The sequence below is a fragment of the Bibersteinia trehalosi genome (genome assembly GCF_004346205.1).
GTDB lineage: Bacteria > Pseudomonadota > Gammaproteobacteria > Enterobacterales > Pasteurellaceae > Bibersteinia > Bibersteinia trehalosi.
This window is the reverse complement of the sequence record NZ_SMAM01000003.1, coordinates 202,829-218,991: the sequence shown is the minus strand read 5'-3', so window position 1 is coordinate 218,991 and position 16,163 is coordinate 202,829. Positions and strand designations below refer to the sequence as shown.

The window sequence follows — 16,163 nt, the reverse complement described above, 5'->3', positions numbered from 1 at the left end:
AAAGCGTTTTTAGCTAGCGCGTGGCTAACAAGCGCTGACTATTTAGTACCACCGTCACCGATGACAATGCCATAGCAATGGCGGCAATCATCGGGTTAAGCAACCAACCGGTAAACGGATATAGAGCACCGGCAGCGACAGGAATACTAATAATATTGTAGAAAAATGCGCCAAGCAGGCTTTGTTGCATATTTTTCAGTACACTTTTAGAAAATGGCAAAATTGCACTCAGCGGTTTTAACCCTGCTTGCATTAAAGATAAATCAGCGGTTTCTAGGGCAATTTCACTGCCTTGATGCATTGCCACGCCCACATTAGCTTGTGCTAACGCTGGCGCATCATTAATCCCATCACCAATCATAGCAACTTTTCTGCCCTGAGCTTGTAACTTAGCTATTTCAGCAGACTTTTGCTCAGGTAGCACATCTGCAATAACCGCATCAAGACCTAGCTCTTTAGCATAATATTGAGCAACCTCCGAGCGATCTCCTGTGAGCATGATGCACAGATAACCTTGTGCTTGAAAAACTTGAATCGCCTGCTTACTCTCAGCTCTAAGTTGATCTTGCAAAGTCAGTTTAGCCAAAACAATGTCATCAAGTGAAAGCCAAACTTCCGTTCCGATTATTGCTGTTGAAGAGAATAAAGGCTGAACCCAGTGCTCTGATTTTACAAATTCCTTATTACCAAGTTTAACCTTTTGCCCTTGATATATTCCGGTTATACCCAGCCCTTTCACCACTTGTACATTTTCAACCGAGCAAGCGGTCACATTTTCACAAAATTTTACAATTGCTTTAGCAATCGGGTGATTAGATTGACATTCAAGCGCTTTAATTAAACCAAGCGCTTCATTTTGTTCTGCTCCATTAAATATCTGGACATCTACCACCTGCATTTCACCTGTCGTTAGAGTCCCTGTTTTATCAAATACTAAAGTATCCAGTTCACTACTTGCCTGCAATGCTTCAATATTTCTCACCAAAACCCCAAATTCTGCCGCCCTTGCTACGCCAGCAATGGTGGAAAGTGGGATAGCAAGCCCTAAAGCACAAGGACAAGCAATAATCAACACGGTGGTAAAAATCGACAATGCAAAGGCAAAATCTTTGCCAACAGCAAGCCAAACCAGAGCAGAAATAAACGCAATTGAAACGACTATCGGCACAAATACACTCGCCACCTTATCAACCCATTGTGCTAACGGCGGTTTGCTCGACTGCGCATGACGAACCGCATGAATAATACGCGCAAGTGCTGTTTGTGAACCGACCTGCTCAGCAATATACACACCCGCACCATCTTGTACAATGGTACCTGCTCGCAATTTGTCTCCGCTATTTTTCTCGATAGGCAAAGGCTCTCCACTTAGCATAGATTCATCAACCCAAAGCGTACCTTGCAATAATGTACCATCAACGGCTAAGCGGTCTCCTGTGAGCGCTTGGATCTGCATACCCACTTTAATTCCCTTCACGGGAATAACTTTTGCAGAATTTTCCTCCAAAATGACCGCTTGTTGTGGTGCGAGATCTAGTAATTTCTCTAATGCTAATGAGGAACGCTGTTTTGCTTTCAATTCTAAGAATTTACCCAAATTAAGAAAGCCAATAATCATCATACTCGCTTCATAATAGAGGTGGCTATGCGGCTGTGGGAAAAGAGTCAGAAAGAAAGAATAACTCCATGCAACGCCTGTACTTAATGCAATCAACGTATCCATTGTTGCTGTGCGCTGTTTAAATGTTTTCCAAGCGCCAACAAAAAAATGGCGTCCACTGAAATACATCGTGAAGGCAGATATTGCCGCCCAAAATAGCCAAATCCAACGATTCTCATGCGTAGGCTGCATACCAAATTGCATACCAAACAGCATTAAAATTGCACCAATAGCTAACGCTAAAATAAACTGCTGTTTTTTCTCATTTAAAATTTTTTTTGTTTGCTGTTGTTGCTTAACGCGACGTTCTTGCTCGCTTTCCAGTAACTCCGCTCCAAAACCTATTTTTGTTATTGCAGCAATCACTTGGTTTGCACTGATATCACCTTGTACAAACGCGGTTTGATCAGCAAGATTAACAGAAACATATTCGACATTTTCTAACCGCTTAACTACTGTTTCTACTCGTCGGACACAAGCGGCGCAGTGTAAGCCGTTGAGTAAATATTGTTGTTCTTTCATGAGGATTCCCTATCAAACTACCCTCTTCTTATGCCTCTTTTGCATCAAAGCCAATTTCAACAATAGCTTCAATCAATGTTGTGGGCGTTTCATCGCTTTCAACAACTGCAGTTTGAGTGTTTAAATCAACCTTTACGGCTCGTACCGTTGCTAATGCAGATAATGCATTTTCTACGCTTTTCACACAGTGTCCACAGTGTAAACCTTCTAGCTGTAATGTAATTGTTGTCATTTTAAACTCCTATTAACTCAATTATGCTCAAAAATAAAGCGAAACAAGCGGTCAGCTATTCATATTTCTTTACCAAAAAAACATCTCGCGCAAACGATTGCTTTATCTAAAAAAATAATTATAATACCGCCCATTTTTATTTCTACACTCAAGAGAACCTCATTATGCAAAATTTACGCTATCCTGTCGATTCCAAACCGCCATTTGGGTTATCTCTCTTACTTGCAGCTCAACATTTGCTCGCTGCAATCGGAGGAATTATCGCTGTACCATTAGTTTTAGGCGGAGTGCTTGGATTACCGACTGCCGACACCATTGTATTAGTCAATGCAGCATTGTTGGTTTCAGGTATTGTCACTATTATTCAATGCCAAGGTGTTGGCCCTGTTGGCTTGCGCTTACCAACCGTAATGGGAACAAGCTTTACCTTCGTGGCGGCTGCAATTGCAATTGGATTTAGCGAGCATGGCGTAGCGGGCATTATGGGTTCAGCATTAGTTGGTTCACTGGTGATGATTATTGGTAGCTTTTTTATGCCTTATGTACGTAAACTCTTTCCCCCTGTGGTGACGGGAGTAGTGGTAATGATGATTGGTTTAAGCTTGATCCCCGTTGCGGTCGATTGGTTTGCCGGCGGTCAAAAAGGCGATGCGAATTATGCGGATCCGGCTAATTTAGCAATGGCATCATTTGTATTAATTTTAGTGATTTGCTTAGTGCAATGGGGAAAAGGTATCTTTTCCGCTGCAGCTATCGTAATTGGTATGTTGGTTGGCTATATTGTCGCCCTATTATTAGGATGGATTGATTTCAGTACCGTAAAACAAGCAGAGATTATCGCTCTACCTAAGCCGCTACATTTTGGCTTAGCCTTCCCAATTTCAGGCATTATTGGCATGAGTATTGCTTATTTAGTCACCATTGTTGAATCTAATGCAGACTTCCTTGCCGTGGGAAATGCTACAAAAACTGAAGTTACCGGAGAACATTTACGCCGCGGGATTTTATGTGATGGTTTAGGCTCAGCATTTGCTGCACTCATGTCTACAACCCCATTCTCTTCTTTCTCACAAAATATCGGCATTATTTCATTAACTGGTGTTGCAAGCCGTTATGTTGTGACCATTATGGGAATCATGTTGATTATTGCTGGGATTTTCCCTGTTTTTGGCGCATTAATTGTTTCTATTCCAACGCCAGTATTAGGCGGTGCCGGCTTAATTATGTTTGCCATGATTATTGCAGCCGGTATTCAAATGCTTGACCGAATTGAACGTAGCCGCCGTAATGGCTTAATTATTGCCGTATCTATTGGTTGTGGTTTAGCTGTGACAACCCGCCCCGAGTTGTTAGATAAACTTCCGTCATTTATCAAAGAAATTTTTGGTTCGGGAATTACTGTTGGTTCATTAATGGCATTAACTCTGAATCTTGTGTTACCACAAGATCAGCTTCATGAAGAAAAATAATCACAGCAATTTAAAATTCCTACTTGAAAAGTGGGAGATAAGTGACTATCTTGTCGAATAGCTTGAACGCTCTGGTTCACAGGGCGTTTTCTTTTTTAATTAAATTTAAGGAAACAAAATTATGAGCAGCGTATTACACACAACTGATGCAACTTTTGAACAAGATGTTTTAAAATCGGACGTGCCTGTATTATTAGACTTCTGGGCTCCATGGTGCGGACCTTGTCGTGCAATTGGCCCGGTATTAGACGATTTGGCCGCAGAAATGGGAGATAAAGTCCGTATCGTAAAAATGAATGTGGATGAGAACCAACAAGTGCCGGCTCAATTTGGCGTACGCAGTATCCCATTCTTAGCAATTATCAAAAATGGTGAAGTGGTAGCTCAACAGGTTGGTGCGCAAAACCTTCCAGCATTTTTAGAAAAATTAGCTTAATCTTATATAAAAAGAGAGAACGAAAATTATCGTTCTCTCTTTTTCATTATTTGAATTATTTTACAAAACTATCAAACTTCAGTTCGTAATTATCGCCATCACGATTGTAAGAAATATAGCGAGGGAATTTTTCTCCTGCATGCTTTTTCACTGTAATATATTTGCCACCCGTTTTGAAACGATAGGTAATCTCTTCAACATTCTGACCTTTTACTTTGATAGTTTGTTGCGATTTATTAAGCACTACGTTTTCTGTTGGATACAACTTTTTGCCATTCGTAGTTTGAAAACTTTTTGGCAACCGATCATAATAACTTAGCTGAAAGGCCACGCTAAATAGATCGAAAGTTGGCATTTTAATGCTCTCCTTTTTCAGTGGTTCTTTCACTTTACCATATTGAATGGTATTGGAATCCAATTCTGCAATGGCATAATTTTTACCGTTACGGCTATCTTGATAACTCAGCATATGGAATTGATTACCATATTCCCGCCCTTTTGCACTGAATACAATGTTATACAGCGGCACATTAATTTTCGACACAATCGAATAGCTTTTGCCATCATTTTTAAAATGCACATACGCCGGCATCAGATAGTTTGAGCTATATTTAATATTAAAATCTTCTGCCACAGAATTTACAGCGATAGCCAATAATCCGGTCACTAGCACTAACACTTTTTTCATCAGTTTCATTATTTTTCCTCTAATTGAGTTTGTTCAAATAAACGTAAAATTGCATTGTTATCACGTAACTGTTCGGCCTGCTCTACCTGCATTTTAGTTAAATGAGGAGAGAAATAGTGAATAAAATCATACATATAGTTACGTAAAAACATACCACGTTTAAAAGCTATACGGGTCATACTCGATTGAAAGAGGTGAGAAGCATCAATCGCGATTAAATCTTCATCTTCCTGAGTATGTGCCATACTTGCCATAATCCCAACTCCTAATCCTAAGCGAACATAGGTTTTAATCACATCCGCATCGGTTGCAGTGAACACAATATTTGGTTCCAACCCTTCTTGGTTAAATGCTTGGTCGAGATCCGAGCGCCCAGTAAAACCAAAAGTATAAGTAATCAGTTCATATTGAGCGAGCTGTTGGACAGTCAGTTGTTGTTTTTGGTTCGCGAGAATGGCTAGAGGATGATCCGGTTTAACAATTACTGAACGATTCCAACGATAACAGGGCAAAGAGATGACATCTTCAAACAAATATTGCGCTTCGGTCGTAATCGCGAGATCTACCTCTCCAGCCATTAAGGCATCATAAATTTGAGTAGGTGAACCTTGATGCAAATGTAAACTCACCTCAGGATATTTTGTTTTAAAACGGCTAATCACTGCTGGCAACATATAACGAGCTTGGGTGTTTGTTGTCGCGATGCGTAACACACCTTTATTCGGACGAGTCTGCTCTTCAGCAACCGCTTTAATACTTTGTGCTTTCACTAACACTTCCCGCGCAATTTCAACAATTTTCTCGCCTGCTGAAGTGAGTCCTTTAATATGCTTACCGTTTCGTTCAAAAATATTAATACCAAGTTCACTTTCAAGTAGCCGCACCTGTTTACTGATTCCCGGTTGAGAGGTGTACAAACTTTCCGCGGCTTCGGTAATATTTAAATTTTGATTAACGATTTCCACTATATAGCGAAGTTGCTGTAATTTCATAGCTGTTACCCTTTGCAAATTTTGGGTTAAATTCGACCGCTTACAATAGGAATTAAATCTAACATGGAGTGAATTTCATAAGTTGGACGAATATCTGTTTCATTTGTTTTTTGATGCGGATTGAACCAACAGCTATCAATCCCACTCAAATTACCGCCTAAAATATCAGAGGCAAGCGTATCACCAACCATAAGCACTTTTGATTTATCAAACTCCCCCATTTGAGCAAATGCATAATCAAAAATTTGGCGGTCGGGTTTTGCCACACCAACGTCTTCAGACACTACCACCATCTCAAAAAACTGCCCCGTAGCTGTATTATCTAAGCGTTTTTGTTGCAAGGTTCGAAAACCATTCGTAATAATCCCCATCTGCACTTTACCATATAACGCTTGGAGCATGGCTAACGTGTTTTCCAGAGGACGACTAACCTTTGCCATTTCCGCCATTAACTCTTGGTTTAATATCAATGGATCTTGTCCTGTTTGCTTCGCAAGTTTGGCGAAGCGGGTCATTTGCAGCTCTTTTGCGGTAATTTCTTTATTTTGGTACGCCACCCACAACGGCTGATTAACGGCTTGAAACTCATCATAATGTTGTTGAGTAAAATCAATGCCATAGCGAGCCAACATTGGCTTTAAGCCGTGAAATGAGTTAAAAGAATAAAGCGTTTCATCGGCATCAAATAAAATCCAGTTATATTTCATCCTCTTCCTACTCTACACTGCAGCGGTTACCACGATTTCTATTTTCCACTCTGGCATAGCCAGCTTAGCTTCTACACACGCGCGTGGCGGCGCATGATTTTCTGCTACCCATTCATCCCAAGCGCGATTCATTTCTGCATAATCGCCCATTTCAGCAAGATAAATTTGTGCCATCAAAATACGGCTTTTATCTGTACCAGCTAGGGCTAACCATTTATCAATTTCTGCCAGTACTTGCTGCGTTTGTCCATAAGCATCTGCCGAGGCATCCCATGGTACTTGGCCAGCTAAATAGGCAACATGGTTGTGAATAGCAACTTCAGAATAGCGATGCCCGACTTCAAAACGTTGAATCATATATGCTCCATAAAGATAGGGCGAATACCAATTCGCCCTTTTGCAAAATAGGGTGGAAAATCCACCGCTTGTTACTACTCTACCTTCACAATCCAGCCTTCTGGCGCTTCTACATCGCCAAACTGAATACCTGTCAATTCATCATAAAGTTTATGGGTAATTGGCCCAACTTCGGTTTCAGAATAGAACACATGGAAATTATCACCATTTTGAATACCGCCAATCGGAGAAATCACAGCAGCAGTGCCACAAGCCCCTGCTTCTGCAAATTGATCAAGTTCGTCAATATAGACATCACCTTCAATGGCTTGCATGCCTAAACGATTTTCTGCCAACCATAGCAAAGAATATTTCGTAATACTTGGCAAAATTGATGGTGATTTAGGTGTGATGAATTTGTTATCACGCGTGATGCCAAAGAAGTTTGCGGCACCAACTTCTTCAATTTTAGTGTGAGTTTTAGGGTCAAGATAGATACAGTCTGCAAAATTACGCTCTGCGGCTAATTCGTGTGGCAGCAGACTTGCCGCATAGTTACCCCCCACTTTTACCCCGCCAGTGCCATGAGGCGCTGCACGGTCATAATTTGTAACAAGGAAATTAGACGGCGCTAAACCACCCTTGAAATAAGCTCCAACAGGACAACAGAAAACAGAGAAAATATATTCAGGCGCAGCTCGAACGCCAATATTTTCACCTACGCCAATCACAAATGGACGCAGATAAAGTGTTGCCCCTGTACCATAAGGCGCAAGCCATGCTTCATTTGCTTTAACCACTTGCTTACATGCTTCAATAAACATTTCTACTGGTACTTGTGGCATAAGCAATCGATCACAAGTCGTCTGCATTCGTAGCGCATTTTGATCTGGGCGGAAAAGGTTAATTGAGCCATCTTTACAACGATAAGCTTTCAAGCCTTCAAAACATTGCTGTCCATAGTGAAGTGCGGTCGAACCTTCGTGGATATGAAGAGTATTATCAGTAGTAAGTTCGCCTTTATCCCACTTGCCATCTTTCCAACGTGCGATAAAGCGATAATCAGTTTTAATATAAGAAAAGCCTAGATTTTGCCAATCAATCTCTTTTGGGGTCATTGTTGTGTCCTTATTATTGTGTATTAAAATCGAATTTGGCTATTCTAAAGCAAATTTTTTTAGAATGATAAAAATTTTTGGTTTTCTGCGACTTTCTGCTAGAATGTCACAGATTTTTGGCATAAAAAAACCGCCCAAGTGGGCGGTTATCAACCAAATCGGTCAAAATATACAGGAAGTGAAATGAGTAATGAATTACTCACGGTCTATAAACTAGACCAATATGCAAACACAACATCATACTTAAAAATACAAACAACAAAATGTTGTTCACTATCCATCTAAGTATGGGTTGCTATTCTAGAGAGATTTATCCTCTGTAACAAACGAGATTTTTTTATTTTATTAATCAAAAAAAGTAATGCTTTATCATCAATCAATCGTTCTTTGCTATGAATAACAAAAAACTTCCGCCTCTTAATGCGCTAAAAGCTTTCGAATCCGCTGCTCGTCATCTTAACTTTACTAAAGCTGCCGAAGAACTCTTCGTTACTCAGGCTGCCGTAAGTCATCAAATCAAATTATTAGAAGATTTTTTGAGCATACAATTATTTCACCGGCGTAACCGTATTCTCGAGCTCACAGAATCGGGTTTGCAATATTTTGAGGAAATTCGACCGCTTCTAGAACAGATCGCCAAAGCAACAGATAAAATTCGCGCTAAAAACAATCGACAAATTTTAACCATCAGCGTGCCCCAAACCTTCGGTATGCAATGGCTCGTTCCTCGTCTAAATGATTTTCATGAGAAGTTCCCCGATGTAGAAGTTCGCATTAAAGGGGTTGATCAAGATGAAGGTCAGTTAGGGAAAGAAATTGACGTTGCCATCTACTATGGAAACGGAAAATGGGATAACCTTGAGTCTGTTTGTTTAGCAGAAGCGCCTTTAGTGATCTTAGCTTCACCCAAATATTTAGCCGAAAATCCATTAAACACACCAGATGATATTATTGGAAAAATGTTGTTGCATGTTTTTAGTCGCAACAAGTGGAAGCGTACGATAGAACACTTCAAGCTAGACGACAAAATTGATGTGGAAGAAGCTGGCACAATGTTTAGCCATACGTTTATGGCTCTACAAGCCGCAATGCACAACCAAGGCGTAGCGATCGCCAATAAAATTTTGGCTCAGCATGAAATTGAGCAGGGTAATTTAATTGAACCGTTCCCTACAGGGCTCATTGATGAAAAGACTTTTTATGTCGTCTATCCTCACCAAATGGCAGAGGTTCTCAAAGTTCAGCTCTTTGTAGAATGGATCACAACAGAAATGGCACAGAGTTATCCAAATTAATTTGAGAAAAATGGTCTCCCATCATGATGCGAGACCGTTTTTAAGCAAGACGCGATTTAACTTAAACGCTTAGCGTTTCTTATTCATTCAATAGTTTTTTCACAAGCTGAATAACTTGTTGAGTTTGTTCAGTTGAAAGTTTACCTTCTGCAACAAATTGCACTTTACCATGCCGATCTAATACCGCCACAAAGCTTTCTTTTGCTTTTAATTTCCAAGCACTTTTCACTTTCCCTTGTTGATCTAGGACAACCTGGCTATGCGGATTTTCTAATTTGCCGTTTTCTGCGCTATTTTTCACAAATAGCCCCGTCCCAACAATAGCATCATCCGCATTAATAATTGTCGTTGTTTGATATTTACTACGATCTAAGCCTGCGGCTTTAATCGCATTCACCAGTGCTTGATTTTTTTCTTTTGCTGCACTCCTACCGGCAATGTGAAAAATAACACGCACTTTACCATTCAAACTAGCGCTATCCCAACCCTGATATTGCACATTTTTGCCTTTTTTGCAATGAGTTCACCATCTTGAGCAACTGTAACAGCAGGTAAGCCAGCATTTAACGAAATGTTATGTGCAAGGGCTGAATTTGCAAAAATTGCACTAAAAAGCACCGCTTGTAGATATTTTTTCTTCATCATTTTCCTTCTTGTATTGAATTTAACAGAATTGCTCCCATATCGGACGACATTCTACCTAGAATACAACACAAAAGAGAGCGGATCTGTTATATCCATATTTTTTCTGATGAAAACCAAGTGGAAATATGCTATTTTAGCGCCCTCTTTTTTCCTATTAATCACAACATGTTAAGGAGCTTTTTATGCAACAAGGTGGCGGTATGGAAATGATTTTTATGCTAGTGGTATTCGGTGCGATCTTCTATTTTATGATCTACCGCCCACAAGCAAAACGCCAAAAACAACAACGTGAGCTTTTAGCAAGCCTTGCAAAAGGTAACGAAGTTTTAACTAGCGGCGGCTTAGTTGGTAAAATCACGAAAGTTTCTGCTGAAGATGAAAATATCGTTATCGCATTAAACGATACCACAGAGGTGACTATTCAACGTGCTTTCGTGGTGGCGGTATTACCGAAAGGTTCTATCAAATCTCTCTAATCCTTCCAACAAAATAGGGGACTTATTGTGTTAAACCGTTTCCCGCTTTGGAAGAACCTAATGGTGATCCTTGTGATCGCCATTGGCGCTCTATATGCCCTTCCAAATCTTTATGGCGAAGACCCATCAGTACAAATTTCTGGCACTCGTGGGCAACAAACATCTCAAGAAACGCTCACCCAAGTGCAATCAGCTCTCAGCGCTTTAAATATCACTCCCAAAGCAATGAGCTTAGAAAATGGCTCTATTTTAGTGCGTTTAAATAAAGATGAAGAACAACTTCCTGCCAAGGAAAAAATTGCCGAAGTGCTTGGTAATAACTATTCTGTGGCATTAAATTTGGCTCCGGCTACGCCTGAATGGCTCACCTCTATTGGTGGCGAACCAATGAAACGTGGCTTAGATTTGCGTGGTGGGGTTCGTTTCTTAATGGAAGTGGATATGAACACCGCGCTTACGAAGCAGCAAGACCAACTGCAAGATAGCTTACGCGCCATATTCCGCAAAGACAATATAGAAACAAAGTCATTTAAAAAAGTCGATAATTTCGGCACTGAAATTGAATTTAATGATGAAAATGGTGCAGAAAAAGCGGTACGCTACATTCGTCGTACTTATCCAACACTAGATGTCTTACTCACTTCCACAAACGTAGCAGTATTAACGCCTTCCGCACAAGGATTATCAGAATCACGTGATTTAGCTATTGAGCAAAACCTAACTATCCTGCGTAAGCGTGTTGAAGAACTTGGCGTTTCAGAGCCTACTATTCAACGCCAAGGCGCTGATCGTATTGTGGTGGAATTACCAGGGGTACAGGATACTGCACGCGCAAAAGAAATCCTTGGAGCAACAGCTACACTTGAATTTCGGATGGTTAATCAAGAGGCCGATCTTGGTCAGGCTAGCCGCGGTATAGTGCCACTAAACTCTGAGTTGAAATATGATCGCCATGGAGGTCCTGTTGTCCTCAGAATGCGTCCATCACTCGGTGGTGAGCATATTATTAATGCTAAATCAGGGATTGATGAACGTGGTTTACCTCAAGTCAGTATTGAGCTGGATAGTGAAGGTGGTAGTCTCATGGGGGAAATCACCAAATCGGAAGTCGGCAAACCAATGGCTACGCTCTACAGCGAATTTAAAGATTCTGGTAAACGTGATGCTAATGGCAAAGTCATTTTAGAAAAACACGAAGAAGTCATTAATGTTGCAACTATTAACTCCCGTTTAGGTTCACATTTCCAAATTACAGGCATTAACAGTCCTGCTGAAGCACAAAACCTCGCGGTATTACTTCGCTCTGGCGCATTAATTGCACCTATCGTTATCGTTGAAGAACGGACTATTGGTGCATCATTGGGAGCAGACAATATTGCTCAAGGTATGGAGGCTGGTTTATTGGGTTTAGGCTTAACCTTAATCTTCTGCCTAGTGTACTACAAAGTCTTTGGAATCTTTGCATCAATGGCGTTGATCGTTAATCTCATTTTAACTGTGGGTTTAATGTCATTAATTGGGGCAACCTTGACCATGCCTGGTATTGCGGGGATTGTTCTTGCTGTAGGAATGTCAATTGATGCGAACGTACTTATTTACGAGCGGATTAAAGAAGAAATGCGCAATGGTCGCTCAATACAGCAAGCTATTCACGAAGGTTATGATGGTGCATTTTCAAGTATCTTTGACTCAAACTTAACCACTATTCTTACCTCATTAATTTTGTATGCGGTGGGGACTGGGCCGGTTAAAGGCTTTGCGGTAACCCTTGCATTAGGGGTAATGATCTCAATGTTTACTGCAATTACTGGTACTAGAATGCTGGTAAACTGGGTATATGGCGGCAAACGTGTGAAAAAACTTTGGATTTAAGGGGATTGCATGACGACTCAAACAGAAAAAAATGCGACGGAAGTCAAGTTGCCTTATCGCTTAGTTCCGTTTATGAAATACCGTCTTGGGGCTTATCTATTTTCAATAATTCTCTCGGCTCTCTGTGTATTTACCATTGTGACGAAAGGCTTTAACTGGGGCTTAGATTTCACAGGCGGAACAGTAATTGAGACTAGCTTTTCACAGCCAGCTGATCTCGCTCAAGTACGTAGCGTATTAGAGAAAAACGGGTACGCCTCAGCGTTAGTACAAACCACAGGAAGCCAAAGTGAATTAATGATCCGCCTTGGCGCCGCTGAAGGTGATATGACACTGGGTAATAAAGTAATGGATGTATTGCATCAGCAAATCGATCCAAATGCAGTAGTCAAAAGTATCGAATTCGTGGGGCCAAACGTTGGTGAGGAACTGACACAAGGTGCAATTTACGCAACTTTGGGTACACTCGCGATGATTCTTGCCTATGTCGGCTTCCGTTTTGAATGGCGGCTGGCTGCAGGTGGGGTAATTGCCTTATTCCACGATGTTTTAGTAACCTTAGGTGCATTTTCTTTCTTGCAGATCGAAATAGATTTGACCTTTGTCGCTGCTATTTTGTCTGTAGTAGGTTATTCACTAAATGACAGTATCGTTGTCTTTGACCGCGTAAGGGAAAACTTCCCTAAAATTCGTCGTGGCTCATCGGCTGATGTCATCAATATCTCACTAAGCCAAACACTCGCAAGAACAATAGTCACCTCTTTAACAACCTTAGTGGTAGTTTGGGCTCTCTATTTACTCGGTGGGCCAACTCTGCATAGCTTCTCTTTAGCATTATTAATTGGTATTGGGTTTGGTACTTATTCAACTATCTTTATTGCTATCGCCACAGCACTCGATCTAGGCTTAAAGCGCGAGCATATGATCCAACCCGTGGTGGAAAAAGAAGGTGAAAATAGCCAATCATTCATTGACTACTAACCATCAAAAAATGCAGGTTTTAAACCTGCATTTTTTTGTAAAAAAGTAGCAAAAAACAACCGCTTGCTAATCCTTTTCTTGTTTCGCTTTCCAAATATAATAACCGTTTACACAGACCAAAAACGCATTTAACAAGGCAACGGGATAAGTACCAACAATCAAGCCATACACGACAAAGCAAGCAGCGCCAATCGCATTAACTAAACGCAGTTTAATGACATCTTTTAATAAAAACGATGCAGCAACTAAAGTTGTTGCCAAATAACCTAATAGTTCAATCATAACAATTTCCTTGTAAAATAAAGATGGTGCGCATTTTACGCCTTATTTTTATATTTGTCGGTAAGCCATTGAAACGCAAAGGATTGCGTTAAAAATTTTTTCAAAAAAACTGATTTATTTCAAAAAATAGCGTACAATACAGCCTGTTTTGTACTAGTGAAATAGTATGGTTTCAATGACTGATTTACTCTTTTTTTTAAGCACCTTCCTCACTAATATTACTTGGATTGGTGCACTAGAACTCGGGCTGATTTACGCACTCGTCGCGTTAGGCGTTCTTATCTCTTACAAAATCTTAGATTTCCCAGACCTCACCGCAGATGGTAGCTTTCCATTAGGAGGCGGAGTTTGTGTGCTCTGTATTCTAAATAATATCGATCCATGGATTGCTACACTAATTGGCATGGTAGCAGGGGCAGTTGCAGGTGCAATTACTGCTAGTTTGCACATCAGTTTCAAAATCGAAAAATTACTTGCCAGTATTTTAATGATGATTGCACTTTATTCCATCAATCTGCGCATCATGGGTAAACCTAATGTCTCTCTGCTTGGAGATCCAACCGTTTACGACAGCATTAGCGCTAATGATGATTTACAGTTGGCTATCGTTCGCTTACTTATTGCTGTTTTTGTCGTAATTATTGCTAAACTGCTATTCGATCTTTTCTTTGCGACTCAAACAGGTTTAGCGATTCGTGCTACAGGAACAAATGCGCGTATGGCAAAAGCACAAGGTATTGCAGTGAATAAGATGACCTTACTCGGTATGGCTATTTCAAATGGATTAATTGCCCTTGCAGGTGCATTATATGTGCAAAGCAATGGTGGATTTGATATTTCTATTGGCGTGGGTACAATTGTAATTGGCTTAGCAGCAGTCATTATTGGCGAAGCAATTTTTTCAGCAAAACGCATTATATGGCTCACATTCGCGGTCATTATCGGCTCCATTCTCTACCGTATTTTTATCGCATTAGCACTGAATAATGACACGTTAAATAATATTGGCTTCGGCCCACAAGACCTTAATTTGATTACAGCATTGCTCGTTGTTATTGTACTTGTCTTGCCACGGTTAAAACAAAAATTTCAGGTCAAACGGAGATAATCATGATTGAACTCAAAAATCTATTTATTACTTTTAATCGTGGTAGTGCAATTGAAAATCCTGTTTTGAGAGGCCTTTCATTAAATGTTGCAGAAGGTGAGTTTGTCTCTGTAATTGGCAGTAATGGCGCGGGCAAATCTACCATGCTAAATGCAATTAGTGGTGATTACCCTATCGATAGCGGTGAAATACTCATTCAAGGTGAAAATGTAAATAGCCAAACAAGCTGGCAGCGTGCGGGATTAGTCGCTCGTGTTTTCCAAGATCCAATGGCGGGTACTTGCGAAAGTTTAACCATTGAAGAGAATATGGCACTTGCCTACCAACGCGGCAGAAAACGCGGTTTAGGTTTTGCTTTAAACCACTCACTACGAGAACTATTTAAAGAAAAGCTCTCATTACTTGGCTTAGGTCTAGAAAATCGACTAACTGACCAAATGGGACGACTTTCAGGAGGGCAACGTCAAGCGGTGAGTTTATTAATGGCATCATTGCAACCTTCGAGTATTCTCTTATTAGATGAACACACCGCAGCACTCGATCCTAAAACGACGGCTTTTGTGATGGAATTAACCGATAAAATTGTACGCGAACAAAAGCTTACAACATTGATGGTAACGCATTCCATGCGCCAAGCGTTAGACTATGGAGACAGAACAGTAATGCTACACCAAGGACAAGTCGCTTTTGATGTGAGCGGAGAACAACGCAAACAAATGGATGTGCCGGATCTACTACGTCTGTTTGAACAAAGTCGCCATGAGCAACTCAGTGATGATAGCTTATTGTTTGGAAATTAATAAATGAAAGGGCTATCTCTACTGATCAGCCCCCAAAAAGTTAAACCGATTCTTACCATTTTGAAGATAAAACTCGATGACTTATTGTTTGAAAGATTGGTTGTATTTAGTCATAAAAAATCTGCACCTTAATCTGTTGGTTGTTTAGTCCAACTTTTGGGGTACAGATCAACAGATAGCCCTTATCTTTATCAATTCTTAATGCCATTATCCCGCTTGGTTAATAATAGCCACCTAAGCGCACACCACCCCCACTGTGATGGCGATGATGTCTACCCCAGCCATAGTAAAAGGATGGATATACTCTTGGATGAGTCTGAACCACAACAACTTTTGGCCGATGATCACTTTGATTCAATTCCCATGGCTCATTTTGCGTTTGTGCAGCCACTTTGTTGCTTTGAGCAGTGGCTATGCGCGCCTGATATTCTTGCACTGTTTTCATATCCATTGGCACAGAACTTTGCTGTACAGGACTAGAGCAAGCAGCTAATACAAATCCCCCAATGACCACAGCTAACTTTTTCATGTATTCTCCTATTCC

17 protein-coding genes and 1 pseudogene are annotated in these 16,163 nt (G+C 40.6%); 8 read left to right on the top strand and 10 right to left on the bottom strand.

Annotated features, from left to right (window positions below; translation table 11 throughout):
* Window positions 1-13: 13 nt before the first annotated feature.
* Both EDC51_RS04635 and EDC51_RS04630 read right to left on the bottom strand, forming a co-directional pair.
* Complete coding sequence (locus tag EDC51_RS04635; protein WP_131928299.1) at window positions 14-2,182, bottom strand: heavy metal translocating P-type ATPase; 2,169 nt, start codon at window positions 2,180-2,182, stop codon at window positions 14-16.
* A gap of 28 nt (window positions 2,183-2,210) precedes the next feature.
* Complete coding sequence (locus EDC51_RS04630) at window positions 2,211-2,414, bottom strand: heavy-metal-associated domain-containing protein (protein ID WP_131928298.1); 204 nt, start codon at window positions 2,412-2,414, stop codon at window positions 2,211-2,213.
* 164 nt (window positions 2,415-2,578) lie between these two features.
* On the opposite strand from EDC51_RS04630, the gene EDC51_RS04625 reads away from it, so the two are divergent.
* Window positions 2,579-3,883, top strand: coding sequence for a nucleobase:cation symporter-2 family protein (locus EDC51_RS04625; RefSeq protein WP_064318880.1), 1,305 nt, complete (start codon window positions 2,579-2,581; stop codon window positions 3,881-3,883).
* Between the two features lie 121 nt (window positions 3,884-4,004).
* Complete coding sequence (trxA, locus tag EDC51_RS04620; protein ID WP_015432951.1) at window positions 4,005-4,319, top strand: thioredoxin; 315 nt, start codon at window positions 4,005-4,007, stop codon at window positions 4,317-4,319.
* 55 nt (window positions 4,320-4,374) lie between these two features.
* Here the strand turns inward: trxA and EDC51_RS04615 are convergent, their stop codons facing one another.
* From EDC51_RS04615 to EDC51_RS04595, 5 genes are all read right to left on the bottom strand, one after another.
* Window positions 4,375-5,007, bottom strand: a complete 633-nt coding sequence (locus EDC51_RS04615) for a hypothetical protein (protein ID WP_409360072.1) — start codon at window positions 5,005-5,007, stop codon at window positions 4,375-4,377.
* 8 nt (window positions 5,008-5,015) lie between these two features.
* Window positions 5,016-5,999, bottom strand: coding sequence for an HTH-type transcriptional regulator CysB (gene cysB, locus EDC51_RS04610; RefSeq protein ID WP_125134598.1), 984 nt, complete (start codon window positions 5,997-5,999; stop codon window positions 5,016-5,018).
* 26 nt (window positions 6,000-6,025) lie between these two features.
* Window positions 6,026-6,706: a pyrimidine 5'-nucleotidase gene (gene yjjG / locus EDC51_RS04605; RefSeq protein ID WP_131928296.1), complete on the bottom strand. Its 681-nt coding sequence runs from the start codon at window positions 6,704-6,706 to the stop codon at window positions 6,026-6,028.
* 12 nt (window positions 6,707-6,718) lie between these two features.
* Entirely contained in the window at window positions 6,719-7,063 is a 345-nt protein-coding gene (locus EDC51_RS04600; RefSeq protein WP_131928295.1) for a RidA family protein, read from the bottom strand.
* A 74-nt stretch (window positions 7,064-7,137) separates the two neighbouring features.
* Complete coding sequence (locus EDC51_RS04595) at window positions 7,138-8,184, bottom strand: branched-chain amino acid aminotransferase (RefSeq protein WP_282957651.1); 1,047 nt, start codon at window positions 8,182-8,184, stop codon at window positions 7,138-7,140.
* Window positions 8,185-8,552: 368 nt separating this feature from the next.
* On the opposite strand from EDC51_RS04595, the gene EDC51_RS04590 reads away from it, so the two are divergent.
* Complete coding sequence (locus tag EDC51_RS04590) at window positions 8,553-9,455, top strand: transcriptional regulator GcvA (RefSeq protein ID WP_015432958.1); 903 nt, start codon at window positions 8,553-8,555, stop codon at window positions 9,453-9,455.
* Between the two features lie 79 nt (window positions 9,456-9,534).
* Here EDC51_RS04590 and EDC51_RS04585 read toward each other — a convergent pair.
* Window positions 9,535-10,097: pseudogene (locus tag EDC51_RS04585) on the bottom strand (YtfJ family protein).
* A 185-nt stretch (window positions 10,098-10,282) separates the two neighbouring features.
* On the opposite strand from EDC51_RS04585, the gene yajC reads away from it, so the two are divergent.
* The 3 genes from yajC to secF are packed head-to-tail and all read left to right on the top strand — an operon-like array spanning window position 10,283 to window position 13,429.
* Window positions 10,283-10,576, top strand: coding sequence for a preprotein translocase subunit YajC (gene yajC, locus EDC51_RS04580; protein WP_015432960.1), 294 nt, complete (start codon window positions 10,283-10,285; stop codon window positions 10,574-10,576).
* A gap of 27 nt (window positions 10,577-10,603) precedes the next feature.
* Window positions 10,604-12,448 carry a protein translocase subunit SecD gene (gene secD / locus EDC51_RS04575; protein WP_082892856.1) on the top strand — a complete coding sequence of 615 codons (1,845 nt, stop codon included), beginning with the start codon at window positions 10,604-10,606 and terminating at the stop codon, window positions 12,446-12,448.
* 9 nt (window positions 12,449-12,457) lie between these two features.
* On the top strand, window positions 12,458-13,429 hold the full coding sequence (secF, locus tag EDC51_RS04570; protein WP_125134592.1) for a protein translocase subunit SecF: 972 nt from the start codon (window positions 12,458-12,460) through the stop codon (window positions 13,427-13,429).
* 66 nt (window positions 13,430-13,495) lie between these two features.
* Here the strand turns inward: secF and EDC51_RS04565 are convergent, their stop codons facing one another.
* Window positions 13,496-13,711, bottom strand: a complete 216-nt coding sequence (locus EDC51_RS04565) for a YgjV family protein (protein WP_015432963.1) — start codon at window positions 13,709-13,711, stop codon at window positions 13,496-13,498.
* 175 nt (window positions 13,712-13,886) lie between these two features.
* On the opposite strand from EDC51_RS04565, the gene EDC51_RS04560 reads away from it, so the two are divergent.
* On the top strand, window positions 13,887-14,819 hold the full coding sequence (locus EDC51_RS04560) for an ABC transporter permease (RefSeq protein WP_025266893.1): 933 nt from the start codon (window positions 13,887-13,889) through the stop codon (window positions 14,817-14,819).
* A gap of 2 nt (window positions 14,820-14,821) precedes the next feature.
* On the top strand, window positions 14,822-15,619 hold the full coding sequence (locus EDC51_RS04555) for an ABC transporter ATP-binding protein (RefSeq protein ID WP_131928294.1): 798 nt from the start codon (window positions 14,822-14,824) through the stop codon (window positions 15,617-15,619).
* 220 nt (window positions 15,620-15,839) lie between these two features.
* Here the strand turns inward: EDC51_RS04555 and EDC51_RS04550 are convergent, their stop codons facing one another.
* Window positions 15,840-16,148 (bottom strand): hypothetical protein, encoded by a 309-nt coding sequence (locus EDC51_RS04550; protein WP_131928293.1) that lies wholly within the window; start codon window positions 16,146-16,148, stop codon window positions 15,840-15,842.
* Window positions 16,149-16,163: the final 15 nt, after the last annotated feature.

Excerpts from the sequence above, each read along its gene's own strand:
- EDC51_RS04635 (WP_131928299.1), bottom strand. The coding sequence starts at position 2,182 with ATGAAAGAACAACAATATTTACTCAACGGCTTACACTGCGCCGCTTGT.
- secF (WP_125134592.1), top strand. The coding sequence starts at position 12,458 with ATGACGACTCAAACAGAAAAAAATGCGACGGAAGTCAAGTTGCCTTAT.
- EDC51_RS04600 (WP_131928295.1), bottom strand. The coding sequence starts at position 7,063 with ATGATTCAACGTTTTGAAGTCGGGCATCGCTATTCTGAAGTTGCTATT.
- trxA (WP_015432951.1), top strand. The coding sequence starts at position 4,005 with ATGAGCAGCGTATTACACACAACTGATGCAACTTTTGAACAAGATGTT.
- EDC51_RS04625 (WP_064318880.1), top strand. The coding sequence starts at position 2,579 with ATGCAAAATTTACGCTATCCTGTCGATTCCAAACCGCCATTTGGGTTA.
- EDC51_RS04565 (WP_015432963.1), bottom strand. The coding sequence starts at position 13,711 with ATGATTGAACTATTAGGTTATTTGGCAACAACTTTAGTTGCTGCATCG.
- EDC51_RS04555 (WP_131928294.1), top strand. The coding sequence starts at position 14,822 with ATGATTGAACTCAAAAATCTATTTATTACTTTTAATCGTGGTAGTGCA.
- EDC51_RS04550 (WP_131928293.1), bottom strand. The coding sequence starts at position 16,148 with ATGAAAAAGTTAGCTGTGGTCATTGGGGGATTTGTATTAGCTGCTTGC.
- cysB (WP_125134598.1), bottom strand. The coding sequence starts at position 5,999 with ATGAAATTACAGCAACTTCGCTATATAGTGGAAATCGTTAATCAAAAT.
- yjjG (WP_131928296.1), bottom strand. The coding sequence starts at position 6,706 with ATGAAATATAACTGGATTTTATTTGATGCCGATGAAACGCTTTATTCT.
- yajC (WP_015432960.1), top strand. The coding sequence starts at position 10,283 with ATGCAACAAGGTGGCGGTATGGAAATGATTTTTATGCTAGTGGTATTC.
- EDC51_RS04590 (WP_015432958.1), top strand. The coding sequence starts at position 8,553 with ATGAATAACAAAAAACTTCCGCCTCTTAATGCGCTAAAAGCTTTCGAA.
- EDC51_RS04630 (WP_131928298.1), bottom strand. The coding sequence starts at position 2,414 with ATGACAACAATTACATTACAGCTAGAAGGTTTACACTGTGGACACTGT.
- EDC51_RS04615 (WP_409360072.1), bottom strand. The coding sequence starts at position 5,007 with ATGAAAAAAGTGTTAGTGCTAGTGACCGGATTATTGGCTATCGCTGTA.
- EDC51_RS04560 (WP_025266893.1), top strand. The coding sequence starts at position 13,887 with ATGACTGATTTACTCTTTTTTTTAAGCACCTTCCTCACTAATATTACT.